We start from the raw sequence: 12,349 nt of genomic DNA on the forward strand, positions 1-12,349 counted from the left end.
TTAATTTTCACCTAGAGAAGCTAAAAGCTCTGCTTGGTGTTCCGCCGCTAAAGCACCTAATAATTCTTGGATATCACCATCCATCATGGCATCAATCTTGTATAGGGTTAGGTTGATGCGGTGATCGGTAATGCGACCTTGTGGGAAGTTGTAGGTACGAATACGGTCGCTTCTATCGCCCGAACCAACAAGGCTCTTACGAGTCTCAGCTTCTTTATCGTGAGCGGCACGGCGCTTGGCATCCATAATGCGTGAGACCAAAACCTTCATGGCTTGCTCACGATTACGATGCTGGCTGCGATCATCCTGGCATTCCACTACAGTTCCAGTAGGAAGGTGGGTAATACGAACAGCCGAGTCTGTTTTATTAATGTGCTGACCGCCAGCACCTGAAGCTCTAAAAGTATCAATTCGTAAATCGGCAGGATTGATTTCAATATCACTAATTGCATCAGCTTCAGGCATGACCGCTACCGTGCAAGCTGATGTATGAATACGACCTTGAGTCTCTGTTTGTGGAACGCGTTGAACGCGATGACCACCAGACTCAAACTTAAGTTTTGAAAAAGCGCCTTGACCCACAACGCGCAAAATAACTTCTTTATAACCACCCAAATCAGACTCTGAGGCGCTAACAACTTCTACTTGCCAACGTTGACGTTCAGCATAGCGGGTATACATTCTGAAAAGATCTGCCGCAAATAAAGCACTCTCATCTCCACCTGTCCCCGCACGAATTTCCAAAAAGATATTTTTGTCATCATTGGGATCTTTAGGTAAAAGTAGGCGTTGCAAATCAGCCTGCATGTTTTCCATGCGGGCGCGGGCATCTTTAATCTCTTCTTCCGCAAACTCTTTCATCTCAGGATCAGTTTGCATGGCAAGTGCGGCTTGTTCATCGGCCTCTGCTTGCTGGTAAGCCTGGAATTGTTCGACAACAGGGGATATCTCCGCATGCTCACGATTAAGTTTGCGGTATTGATCCATATCTTTGGTGATCTCTTCTTGCACCAAAAGCGAGTTCAATTCTGCTAGTCGAGCATCTAATTGCTCGAGCTTAGCTTTCATACTAGGTTTCATCTATTTATCTGAGTGATGTGCGCGGAATAAACCGGGCAGGATTTTCATGAGAGCTTCGCGTTCTTCGCCTTGCGCGTGTTGTAGTGCATGTAAAGAACCATGTAAAAATTTATTGGTTAGGCCTTGAGCTAAAGCATCTAACACCGCTTGAGGGTCTTCCCCTTTAGCGAGTAATTTTTTAGCGCGTTCGACTTCAAAAGCGCGTAAGTCATCACCGCGTTGGCGTAAGTCTTGTATTAACGGTACTGTTCCGCGACCTTCTAGCCAGTGCATAAAGTGAGAGACGCGTGTCTCAATAATGGCTTCGGCTTGGCCTACGGCAGCTTTACGGGAGTCGGCACCCGTTTGAACAATCTCGCCTAAATCATCAACTGTGTAAAGATACACATCGTTTAGGCGGCTAACCTCCACTTCAATATCGCGAGGTACCGCTAAATCCACCATCACCATAGGGCGATGTTTACGTGTTTTGATAGCATTTTCAACCATGCCTAAGCCAATGATTGGCAAGGTGCTAGCCGTACAAGAAACAATGATGTCGAAGTCATGTAGGCGCGTTGGTAAATCGGAGAGGCGAAGTGACTCGGTTTGTAAACCTTGCTCTGCCAGTTCATCTGCTAATTCTTGTCCGCGTTCTAGTGTGCGATTCGCTACGGCCACTAGCTTAGGTTTGCGGGCTGCAAAATGTGTGGCGCATAAAGTGATCATTTCACCAGCGCCAATGAACAACACTTTTTGATCGGAAACACTTTCAAAAATTCTTTCAGATAAGCGTACCGCTGCTGCGGCCATGGAAATTGAGTGAGCGCCAATTTCTGTATTGCCGCGAACTTCTTTTGCTACCTGAAAAGTTTTTTGAAAAAGTTGATTAAGGTAAGTGCCTAGTGAGCCAGCTTCATCAGCTGTTCTAACCGCATCTTTTAATTGACCCAAAATTTGAGTCTCACCAACCACCATCGAGTCTAGACCGCATGCAACTCTAAAAGCGTGTCTGACTGCTTGTGATTGAGGTAAAACATACACATGAGGCAGTAATTCATCGCTACGTATACCTCTTGATTGGGCTAACCATTCAATCGCTGTATTTTTTAGAACCGACTGTTCGTGTGTGGAGTGAGCATCGTTGGCTGCGCAATACAACTCAGTACGATTACAGGTCGACAAAATCGTTGCCTCAGGCAACTTCGTTTCTGATACATTTGCTAGGTGATCTTTCAGATGATGCAAGGCAGGCTGAATCATCTCAGGTGCGAAAGCAACCTGTTCACGCACCGAAAGCGGTGCGGTGTGATGATTAATGCCTAATGTCAAAATCTGCATAGGTGAAATTATAGTTTTTTCAGGGGGTTAGGTGAGCATTCTGGCTTTTTTAATATTTGGTAGCGTTTTAGGCGTCTTATCTGCCTATTTCTATCCCAAAAAAAGACCTAAAAAGTCCCAATTTCCCCTTTATGCCCTTTTAGGGGTGCTTGTTAGTGCTTTTAGCTCGTTTTTTGGCCAAACTTTGGGGGTTTTTAAGTCAGGTCAGATGTTGGAGTGGATTAGCTCTATTTTGGCCACTATGTTGATAGTCGCTCTTTTTAGAGCCTTTAATAAATAAAAAGTGAATCAATTGAGTTAATTGAGGCTATTCCAAGCAATGGCTGTTTTACCGCGTTCTTCTAGGATTTGATTGACGCGTTTGAAGTGTCCACAGCTATGGCTGTCTCCTGGGTAAATAAATGGCTCATTTGTTTTGTAAACACTTAGGCCAGATGGGTGGGATGCGCAAAGGATTAAATGATTTTTATGATGCTTGGCCATGGCTGATTCAATCAATGGCTTTTTCTTTTGTGCATGAGCGCCCCATAAAAGCCAAATGATTTGGTCTTTCTGAGAGGCGAGTTCGTTAATGAGAGCATCGGTAAATTCTTGCCAGCCGATATTGGCGTGAGATCCCGCAAGCTCTAGCTGAACTGTTAGAGATGCGTTTAATAGCAAAACCCCTTGTTGTGCCCAGTGACTTAGGTCACCATGAGCGAGCGCTTGATAGCCATCCAAAGCAATTGCTTTACTGATGTTTCTAAGCGAGCTAGGAAATGCGCGCCAACCTGGTTTGATTTCTTTCGGGATTGAAAATGCTAAACCTTGAGCCAAGCCCGGTGTTTGATAAGGGTCTTGACCAAGAATTACTACTTTGACATTTTTAACAGGCGTTTCTCTTAGAGCTCTAAAAATATTGTCTGGTTGAGGTTGAATTAACTCGCCTAAATTTGTATAAGCTGTAGAGAGCTTGTCTTCCAAACCCTTAAATCGGCCGCTACGCAATTCAGCCTCCATCAATGAGGCCCAATCATCAGGGAGTAACTTTGATAACTCGATCATTGTTTGCTTGGTGTAGTTGCGTATTTAATTTTTTGCTGGCACTAATGAGTACTGCTCAATTAATGGCGTATCTTTAAGATGCTTGGCTTCAATGGTGGCGATGAAAGCCGCTTCATGCCTAAATGCAGCAACGGCAACATCTTCTCCTCTAGCAATTTTTTGAGATAAATGAACAAATAATTTATCAGCTCTGCCAGGGGTGACTCGTTCGCTATCAATGCTAGATAAAACATCGCCTGCGGCAAGGCCTGCTAATTGCGCCAACCCATTGTTTAAAACATGCGTTAATTTCACCCAACCATTAGTTGTTGTAGTTTTGATGCCTAGTAATTGCTTGCTAGAGTCCGCATCTTCTCGGGCTAAATTTTTCTTGAGGGTAACAGTGACCTTTTGCTTTGATAGCCAATCTTGTAGTGGTAGGTCTGTGGTGCCATCGATATAATTATTTCTAAAGTGATGCCAAGTTTTTTCAAAAGACTTACCTAAGATAAATTCAATGGCTCTATCAAAGTCATGTTCACCCATACCTTCTTCGGTTAATTGATACATCTGCCATAAGTGACGCATCACATCATCAAGTGATTGTTTGTTGCGTGTATGTTGTCGAATCAGTAAATCAAGTCCTAATGCGATGAGAGATCCTTTAGCGTAATAACTGACTCCGGAGTTTGGAGTGTTCTCATCCATTTGGTAATACTTAGTCCAGGCATCGAAGGAACTATCAGCAACACTTTGTTGGTGACGGCCTGGAGATTTCAGGACCATATTCCAGGTTTTCTCAATGCGTTTTAAGTAGGTAGAAAAGTTAATTCGACCACTTCTGAATAATTGAAGATCATCGTAGTAACTTGTAAAACCTTCAAATAACCAAAGCAAGCTTGTGTGATTGCTGCGATCTAAAGCATAGGGTTGGAATGCTTTGGGTTTAACACGCTTGACCATCCAAGCGTGGAAATATTCATGGCTACATAAACCTAGAAAATCTTCGTAACCTGAGTGAGTGGCAATTGCTTGGCCTGGATAAGGTAAGTCATCTCGTTTACATAGCAAGACGGTGTTATCACGGTGCTCTAGGCCACCATAACCATCCCCCACAGCATTAACGATAAATTTATATTGCCTAAATGGAGCGTACTTAGATTCTGGTTCAAAAAAAGCAATATGAGCTTCGCAAATCGCACTTAAATCTTTAGTGAGCTGCTTCTTATCTACCTCATTGATGGCTCCTTGAATCACCATTGCATGAGGAACCCCATGCGCTTGAAAGGTAACCGTTTGGAAGTGACCTAATGCTATGGGGTGATCAATCAGGACGTCGTAGTCGTTGGCTTGATAAATGCCAAAACCATGCTTATCTGTTTTTAAAGGTTTAAGCGTTGTTTCAACTTGCCACTGTTTTGTTGCAGATAAGTTTGGTTGAATGAGTTCTAGTTCACATGTTTTATCAGCGTGATCTAACACCTGTAGACATAAGCTGGTGGCATTAAAGAATCCACGAGTTTGATCTAAGTAAGCTGTTCTAACAGAAGTATCAAACGCATAAATAGAATAATTGACTTCAATGTCGTGATGAGCACCAACCGTCACCCAGGTATGGCTATCAACCTTCTTGATGAAAGCGTTTGCTGATAAACGTTCTAGATGTTTTGAAAAGTCACGCAACATATAGCTGCCAGGAATCCAGGCGGGTAACTGCAGTTTTAGTGGTTTTCCAAGATGAACGGATTTTGGAATGCGCAGGCAAACATCAAAATGATGACCTTGCAAATCACTGAAATCTACGGTGTAGCGTATGTGGCGTGAATTCATTACTAATTTCTTTTGAGTTATTTCAATTTCTTTTCAATTTGAGCAAGCGGTACGGCGCCAGCAATACGAGAGCCATCGGCAAAGAAGATTGCTGGAGTACCTGTGATGCCCCATTTCTTCGCTAAGGCCAAATTGCGATCGAGTGGTGTGGCGCAATCAGTTTTTCCAGATAGCGCTTGACCATTCACCATCCAGTTCGTCCATGCGCTTGCTTTATCGGAAGAACACCAGATTTGCTGAGATTTGGTTAATGAGTCTGCCGATAGAATCGGAATCAAAAAGTTGTAAATCGTCACATCATCTAGTTGCTGAAATGACTTTTCTAATTTTTTACAAAACCCACAATTAGGGTCTACGAAAACAGCTAATTGACGAGTGCCTTTACCTTTAACTACTTTGACTGCATCGTTTAACGGTAAATCTGCCCAACGAATACGGTTGAGATCATTACTGCGTTGTTCAGTTAGATTAACGCCCGTTTTTAGGTCAACAATCTCTCCTTGAATTAAATATCTCGCAGTGCTATCTGTGTAGACCACATCATTGCCAATGCTGATTTCGTAAACACCCGATAGAGGTGTTGCGCGCACAGCATCTACTTTTGCTCTTGCACCCAATTGTTTTTGAATTTCTTCTTTGACTTTCTTTTCTGTGGCATTTTGCGCAGATGCAACCGAGCTAGTTAATGCTAGCCCCATCAATGAAAGACCAATTACTTTGAAGAGATGTCGGCTAAGTTTTTTCATAAATACTTTCTTTCGGTGTTTGAGGCGTTTTTAGGCTAACGCTTTTTTAATTAATTGTCGTTTTAAGAAGGCGCTGCGATTGACCAGTTTCAGGCCAAAATTTCTAACAGTTTTTAGATGATTACTTTCACTGATAAATAATTTTTGTAATTGATCGGTTGTGAACAGTAATGCATCGGTATCGCCGTGGCGCGATCTTTCGTAACGTCTTAATAAAACAGGATCATCAATTGATCGGAAATCCTCTTTGGATTTAAAGATATTTCCTAGGGTGGCTACATCTCGTAACCCCAGGTTAAGGCCTTGACCTGCTAAAGGATGCATCACGTGTGCTGCATCTCCAATTAAGACCACGCGAGGATTAACTTTAGGATTGTTATCGGGCCCCAAAATACGTTTGGCTTTCATTCTTCTGAGTGGGAATGATTGAGGCGGTGTCATCATTTCTAGAAGACCTGTGCGCTCTTTCATTTGAGCATGAGCTTGCAAGATGGCCTCACACAACTCTTCTCCAGACATATTTTTTAGTTTTTCAGCATGGGCTGGTCTTGCTGACCAAACCATGGAGAGTTTTTTATCTGGCAATGGTAGTAGCGCCAATATTTCACCGTTAGGTAAGAACCATTGGCAGGCTGTGCCTTGGTGATGTTTTTCACATTTGAAGTTGGCGACAACAGCTGTTTGATCGTAGACATTGCTAGTTGTTTCAATTTGAAGCTTTTCACGGATGGGGGATTTTGCGCCATCAGCGGCTAACAACAATTTGCCTTCAAATCGTTGACCGGATTGGGTTGTAACACTCACCGAATCAGCGCTCACCAGAAAATCCGCTACTAAATCACTGACTCTTTGGATATTGCCTGAAAATTTACAAGCCATATCCAAGGTTTTTTCAATGTGCCCAGATTCCACAATCCATGCTAATTGAGGAACTGTTGCGCTATAAGCAGAAAAATGAAGCTCATTATTTTTATCACTGACATCGCCAAAAATACGCATATCACTCACGACTTGGATGCGTGACTGGTCCATCGATTCCCACACATTCATATCGTTTAATAATTGTTGCGTGCTGGCTGAGAGCGCGTAAATACGGCTATCCCAAGCATTTTGATCAATGGAATTAAATCCTGTATCAAAGCTTGGGGCAATATGTAAAATCTTCATTCCCAACTGCGCTAAACGTAGCGAAGTTGCCTTGCCGGCAATACCGGCTCCTACAACAATAGCGTCATAATTCGTCATACATGGAATAATAGCGCCCTATGTCATTGAAATGCGGCATCGTCGGCCTGCCTAACGTCGGCAAATCAACTTTATTTAACGCGCTTACCAAAGCTGGTATTGCCGCGGAGAATTATCCTTTCTGCACAATTGAGCCTAATGTGGGCGTCGTGGAGGTTCCTGACCCGCGTCTGCAAAAGCTATCTGAGATTGTCAAACCTGAACGCATTCTGCCCGCTGTGGTGGAGTTTGTGGATATCGCTGGTTTGGTGGCCGGAGCTTCCAAGGGTGAGGGTTTGGGAAATCAGTTCCTAGCCAATATCCGCGAAACCGATGCCATTACCCATGTGGTTCGTTGCTTTGAAGATGGCAACGTGATTCACGTAGCGGGTAGGGTGGATCCGATTTCAGATATCGGCGTTATCGATACGGAGTTAGCGCTTGCTGACCTGGGAACAGTTGATAAAGCTTATGCTAGGTATTCAAAAGCGGCTAAATCTGGCAACGATAAAGAAGCCAATGCTTTAGCGCCTTTGTTGGCTAAAGTGCAAGCTCAGTTAAATGAAGCTAAGCCTGTGAGAGCCATGGGCTTGAGTGATGAAGACCTCGCTTTGTTAAAGCCTTTTTGCTTAATCACTGCAAAACCAGTGATGTATGTGGCCAATGTTAAAGAGGATGGTTTTGAAAATAACCCTCATCTGGATGCTGTCAAAGCCCATGCTGCTAAGGAAAAAGCACCAGTGGTGGCTGTTTGTGCCGCTATTGAAGCTGAAATCGCAGAACTGGAAGACGATGATAAGAAGGCGTTCCTTGCTGATATGGGGATGGATGAGCCTGGTCTAGACCGTGTTATTCGTGCTGGTTTTAATTTATTGGGCCTACAGACTTATTTCACGGCCGGTGTTAAAGAGGTTCGCGCTTGGACGATTCATATTGGAGATACGGCCCCACAAGCCGCTGGTGTGATTCATACTGACTTTGAGCGTGGTTTTATTCGTGCGCAAACAATTTCTTATGAAGACTTTATTACCTATAAGGGCGAATCAGGTGCGAAAGAAGCTGGCAAGATGCGCGCTGAAGGTAAAGAGTATGTCGTTAAAGACGGTGATGTCTTGAACTTCTTATTCAACGTTTAAAAGCAAGCTCAAAAAATCTTCTGAGCTTTCAATAACCCCCTAACTTTGAAACTAGTTAGGGGTTTCCACTAAATCTCGAGAAATTTAATTTATTTCGGGAATATTTGTTATAGGATATCTCTCTTATCTAATTACAGTGAAAGGGAGATATTCATGAAACTTTATTACTCACCAGGTGCTTGTTCCTTAGCAGTTCACATCACGCTATGCGAAACAGGATTACCTTTTGATAAAGAATCTGTAGATCTTGCCACTAAAAAAACAGCGGGTGGCGCAGATTTTTCAGCAATCAATGCCAAGGGCTATGTGCCTGCATTGCAATTAGATGGCGGCGAATTATTAACAGAAGGTCCTGCTATTAACCAATATTTAGCAGACTTGGTTCCTGAGAAAAAACTAGCTCCAGCGAATGGCACATTAGATCGCGTACGCTTGCAGTCATGGTTAACATTTATTGGCACAGAGTTACATAAATCTTTCTCACCACTATTTAGACCTGGCAGTACAGATGACGCCAAGAAACAAGCAAAGGATGCGATTGCTAATCGCTTAACTTATGTGAACAACCAATTAGCCGGTAAACAATATTTAGTCGCTGAGCAATTTTCAGTTGCGGATGCTTACCTATTTACGGTGATTGGTTGGATGGGCTTTTTGGGTATGCCAACAGATGCTTATCCAAACGTACAAGCCTTGGTAGCGCGCGTTGGCGCTAGACCTGCTGTGCAAGCCGCGTTAAAAGCTGAAGGCCTAATTAAGTAAATATAAAAACTGATAGAGTTAAACCTATGAACCGATTATCCGCAGTCATCACATCATTAGGTTTGGCTCTATTAGCTAGCCATGTAACAGCTGCAACGCTGCAAGATGTTGAAAATAGTTTTAACCCCTACGCTAAAGGTTTTCCAAGTTTTAATGGTTTGAAGCCGGGCGTCGTCATACAAAAAAGTAATCTCGATCAATTTAAGGCTGTGCTGGATCCTGGATTGCAGCAAGTCATTGCTAACGGGTGGTATGAATTAAAAGTTGGACCAACCACTCAGTTTTTAATTAATTCTAAATTTGTTGAAGCCAGTAAAACTAATCTCAATAAAGCAGCATTGGGGGCTGAGGTTGGTGATATTCAGAATTACTTAACGGGTCGCCCCTTTGTTGAAGAACCTGATTTAAAAGATCCGCGTGCTGGTGAGAAGTTGGCGTGGAACTTTAGAGCGGGCGCCGGTATTGGGGACAACGCTGTGATTGCCCCATTCTATTGGCGATATAGAGATTTGATGAGTGGCAAAGTGGAGCGAACTGTTAAGTTCTCCTTCAATTTTTTGAAGTTCAAACATAGAATTTATGATCCAGAGCCAAACATCACACCAAATCCTGCTGATCTCGCAGTAGCGATTTATGGAAAAGTATTTGATCCACCTGATTTGAAAAATACACAAATCTTGATTCTTCATGCAGATGATGATCGCAAGGGGCAAGATGGTTATATGTATCTTGGATTCCAAAGACGCGTTAGACGTATGGCCCCAGGTCAGTACACCGATGCCTTCTTAGGCTCTGATGTGATGGTGGAAGACTTTGAAGGATTTAACGGCAAAATTGCAGATATGAAGTGGACCTATAAGGGTGCGCAAAACTTAATGTTGCCGATGTTCAATCATAATGAAATGAGTCTTGCTAATGACTTGCCTCCTGAGACAGATGGCTATAAGTTTTTGAATGTGAGCGGACAGGGCGGATGTTTCCCCGATATCACTTGGCAGTTACGTAAAACATTCATTGTTGAAGCTGAGCCCTTGGATCCCAAGCACCCTATTAGTAAAAGAATCTTTTATTTAGATGCTCAGTCGATGCACATTGTGCGTACCTTGGTATATGACCGCAAAGGTGAACTATGGAAGGTAGGCACTTTGGGTAAGACGCATGCTGATGCCCATCTTCCTCAAAACAAAGGGGTTGGTATGCCGATTGACGATATTTTCTCAGCGGTAGACATTCAGTCTAAACATTGCACAACGGGTCAATTTAAAGGTTATTTAGATTTAAAAAATAATCCACCATCCCTTTTCCAAGTACAAAACCTTCGATCAGGCGATTGATTGAGTAGTTTTTGATATATATCTAGAGATCTAGGGTAAACCCTGATAGTGAAGCCCTGGCCCGCGGAGCATCCTAGCTCTAAGGGTTAGTGCTTACCCTTAAATCTCGAGAAAATATGATTATTTCGGGAAAAATTAAGATAATATTCGGTACATAGCTCTTATAAGATACAGCTTTAAACAGGTAAACCATATGGCAGAAGAATTTGATACGTCTAAAAAATTCGTCCGTTTAATTGAAAAACGGGAGGATGGTTTTGTTGAGTTTGAGTTTTCTGTTGGCGAACCAGAGATTTTTGCCGAAATGATGTTATCTGCAGAAGACTTTAAAGAATTCTGCGAAACGCATAAGGTCGTGATGATTGATGAGAACTCAAATCCTATCGATCATGACAATGGGTTTGAGTGGCGCATGCGTGATGCTACTCATAAGAGAATGTAATTAAGTTTTAATCAGTTTAGGAAAAATTATGGCAAACGTATTTATCGCTTTTCAAGCAAATCAAGAAAGTCGTTACATTGTTGAAGCAATCGTTGAAGATAACCCAGGCGCTATTGTTGATGAGCAACCTGCGATGGTTAAAGTAGACGTGCCACAAAAGATGGTAATTAAGCGCGAAACAATTGCTGAAAAAATGGGCCGCGATGATTTTGAATTGCAAGAAATGCACATGCACTTAATTACTTTGTCTGGTAACGTGGACGAAGATGATGAGCAGTTTGTGTTGGAGTGGAAGGCTTAATAGCTTTTCTTTATAGCAAGCTAGATTTTGAATTATCGCTGTAGGCATCTACAGCTTATATTTTTTACGAGTATTTATGTCATACGAACTAACCATTGAACCACTTGGCCAAACGATTGAAGTTGAAGATGGTCAAACTATTTTGGATGCTGCGCTAAGAGCAGGTATTTATATTCCGCATGCTTGCTGCCATGGCTTGTGCGCGACTTGTAAAGTTCAAGTGGTTGATGGTGAAGTGGATCATGGTGAAGCATCAGGTTTTGCTTTGATGGACTTTGAGCGTGAAGAAAATAAATGCTTGGCTTGCTGCGCCACTTTACAAAGTGATGTAACGATTGAAGCCGATATTGAGGAAGATCCGGATGCGCGTGTTATTCCTGTTTCTGACTATGAAGGCACTGTTAGCCGTATTGAAAACTTAACGCCAACGATTAAAGGTATTTGGATTAAGTTAGATGGCGGCAAGAAAATTGATTTTCAAGCTGGTCAGTATGTCAATTTAGATATTCCAGCAATTGCGCAAAGCCGTGCTTTCTCTTTAGCTAATTCTCCTCAAGATGATGAAGTTGAATTGAACATTCGTATTGTTCCTGGTGGTGTTGTCACAACTTGGATTCATGAGCAGCTAAAAGTGGGCGACAAGTTAAAGCTTAGCGGGCCTTATGGTCGTTTCTTCGTGAAAAAATCTGCCAATGTGCCTATGTTGTTCGTTGCAGGTGGATCAGGTTTGTCTAGTCCTAAGAGCATGATTGAAGATCTTTTATTTGAAGGTTGCACCTTGCCAATTACATTGATGTACGGCGCAAGATCTCAAGATGAGTTGTACTACCACCAAGAGTTCACAGAGTTAGCTGCTAAGCATCCTAACTTTACTTATGTACCTGCACTTTCAGATGAGCCAGCAGATTCTGGTTGGACTGGCGCGAGAGGTTTTGTTAATGAAGCTGCTAAAGCGCACTTTAACAATAACTTTAGTGGTCAAAAAGCTTACTTATGTGGCCCGCCTCCAATGATTGATGCGGTGATCTCAACATTAATGCAAGGCAGCTTATTTGAACGCGATATCTATACAGAGAAATTTATCTCTGCAGTAGATGCTGCGAACACAGTACGTAGTCCGCTCTTTAAGAAGATTTAACAAGTTAACTCTT

The 12,349-nt window shown here is 42.6% G+C and carries 12 protein-coding genes; 6 read left to right on the forward strand and 6 right to left on the reverse strand.

Annotated features, from left to right (window positions below; genetic code table 11):
- The 6 genes from prfA to ICV01_RS00795 all read right to left on the reverse strand — a co-directional run bounded on the left by prfA (position 1) and on the right by ICV01_RS00795 (position 7,244).
- Positions 1-1,080, reverse strand: a complete 1,080-nt coding sequence (prfA, locus tag ICV01_RS00770; protein WP_215287782.1) for a peptide chain release factor 1 — start codon at positions 1,078-1,080, stop codon at positions 1-3.
- Positions 1,081-2,400: a glutamyl-tRNA reductase gene (gene hemA / locus ICV01_RS00775; protein ID WP_215287783.1), complete on the reverse strand. Its 1,320-nt coding sequence runs from the start codon at positions 2,398-2,400 to the stop codon at positions 1,081-1,083.
- Positions 2,401-2,697: 297 nt separating this feature from the next.
- On the reverse strand, positions 2,698-3,444 hold the full coding sequence (locus tag ICV01_RS00780; protein ID WP_215287784.1) for a uracil-DNA glycosylase: 747 nt from the start codon (positions 3,442-3,444) through the stop codon (positions 2,698-2,700).
- Positions 3,445-3,468: 24 nt separating this feature from the next.
- The gene (locus tag ICV01_RS00785; protein WP_215287785.1) at positions 3,469-5,253 is read right to left on the reverse strand and encodes a M61 family metallopeptidase; all 1,785 of its coding nucleotides are present in this window, start codon (positions 5,251-5,253) and stop codon (positions 3,469-3,471) included.
- A 17-nt stretch (positions 5,254-5,270) separates the two neighbouring features.
- The gene (locus tag ICV01_RS00790) at positions 5,271-5,999 is read right to left on the reverse strand and encodes a DsbC family protein (protein WP_215287786.1); all 729 of its coding nucleotides are present in this window, start codon (positions 5,997-5,999) and stop codon (positions 5,271-5,273) included.
- A gap of 30 nt (positions 6,000-6,029) precedes the next feature.
- Positions 6,030-7,244 carry a UbiH/UbiF family hydroxylase gene (locus tag ICV01_RS00795; RefSeq protein WP_215287787.1) on the reverse strand — a complete coding sequence of 405 codons (1,215 nt, stop codon included), beginning with the start codon at positions 7,242-7,244 and terminating at the stop codon, positions 6,030-6,032.
- Between the two features lie 20 nt (positions 7,245-7,264).
- Between ICV01_RS00795 and ychF the strand changes: the two genes are divergently transcribed.
- The 6 genes from ychF (at position 7,265) to ICV01_RS00825 (ending at position 12,336) form a co-directional block, all read left to right on the forward strand.
- On the forward strand, positions 7,265-8,359 hold the full coding sequence (gene ychF / locus ICV01_RS00800; RefSeq protein WP_215287788.1) for a redox-regulated ATPase YchF: 1,095 nt from the start codon (positions 7,265-7,267) through the stop codon (positions 8,357-8,359).
- 153 nt (positions 8,360-8,512) lie between these two features.
- Entirely contained in the window at positions 8,513-9,121 is a 609-nt protein-coding gene (gstA, locus tag ICV01_RS00805) for a glutathione transferase GstA (RefSeq protein WP_215287789.1), read from the forward strand.
- 26 nt (positions 9,122-9,147) lie between these two features.
- Positions 9,148-10,455 carry a DUF1329 domain-containing protein gene (locus tag ICV01_RS00810; RefSeq protein WP_215287790.1) on the forward strand — a complete coding sequence of 436 codons (1,308 nt, stop codon included), beginning with the start codon at positions 9,148-9,150 and terminating at the stop codon, positions 10,453-10,455.
- 193 nt (positions 10,456-10,648) lie between these two features.
- The gene (locus ICV01_RS00815; RefSeq protein ID WP_215287791.1) at positions 10,649-10,897 is read left to right on the forward strand and encodes a phenol hydroxylase subunit; all 249 of its coding nucleotides are present in this window, start codon (positions 10,649-10,651) and stop codon (positions 10,895-10,897) included.
- 28 nt (positions 10,898-10,925) lie between these two features.
- A complete protein-coding gene (locus ICV01_RS00820) occupies positions 10,926-11,198 on the forward strand; it encodes an MmoB/DmpM family protein (protein WP_215287792.1) in 273 nt (90 codons plus the stop codon).
- 76 nt (positions 11,199-11,274) lie between these two features.
- Positions 11,275-12,336, forward strand: a complete 1,062-nt coding sequence (locus ICV01_RS00825; protein ID WP_215287793.1) for an NADH:ubiquinone reductase (Na(+)-transporting) subunit F — start codon at positions 11,275-11,277, stop codon at positions 12,334-12,336.
- Positions 12,337-12,349 lie beyond the last annotated feature (13 nt).

This window comes from Polynucleobacter sp. MWH-Spelu-300-X4 (genome assembly GCF_018687515.1).
Classification (GTDB): domain Bacteria; phylum Pseudomonadota; class Gammaproteobacteria; order Burkholderiales; family Burkholderiaceae; genus Polynucleobacter.

Coding starts and splice junctions, on each gene's coding strand:
- prfA (WP_215287782.1), bottom strand. CDS start 1,080: ATGAAACCTAGTATGAAAGCTAAGCTCGAGCAATTAGATGCTCGACTA.
- hemA (WP_215287783.1), bottom strand. CDS start 2,400: ATGCAGATTTTGACATTAGGCATTAATCATCACACCGCACCGCTTTCG.
- ICV01_RS00780 (WP_215287784.1), bottom strand. CDS start 3,444: ATGATCGAGTTATCAAAGTTACTCCCTGATGATTGGGCCTCATTGATG.
- ICV01_RS00785 (WP_215287785.1), bottom strand. CDS start 5,253: ATGAATTCACGCCACATACGCTACACCGTAGATTTCAGTGATTTGCAA.
- ICV01_RS00790 (WP_215287786.1), bottom strand. CDS start 5,999: ATGAAAAAACTTAGCCGACATCTCTTCAAAGTAATTGGTCTTTCATTG.
- ICV01_RS00795 (WP_215287787.1), bottom strand. CDS start 7,244: ATGACGAATTATGACGCTATTGTTGTAGGAGCCGGTATTGCCGGCAAG.
- ychF (WP_215287788.1), top strand. CDS start 7,265: ATGTCATTGAAATGCGGCATCGTCGGCCTGCCTAACGTCGGCAAATCA.
- gstA (WP_215287789.1), top strand. CDS start 8,513: ATGAAACTTTATTACTCACCAGGTGCTTGTTCCTTAGCAGTTCACATC.
- ICV01_RS00810 (WP_215287790.1), top strand. CDS start 9,148: ATGAACCGATTATCCGCAGTCATCACATCATTAGGTTTGGCTCTATTA.
- ICV01_RS00815 (WP_215287791.1), top strand. CDS start 10,649: ATGGCAGAAGAATTTGATACGTCTAAAAAATTCGTCCGTTTAATTGAA.
- ICV01_RS00820 (WP_215287792.1), top strand. CDS start 10,926: ATGGCAAACGTATTTATCGCTTTTCAAGCAAATCAAGAAAGTCGTTAC.
- ICV01_RS00825 (WP_215287793.1), top strand. CDS start 11,275: ATGTCATACGAACTAACCATTGAACCACTTGGCCAAACGATTGAAGTT.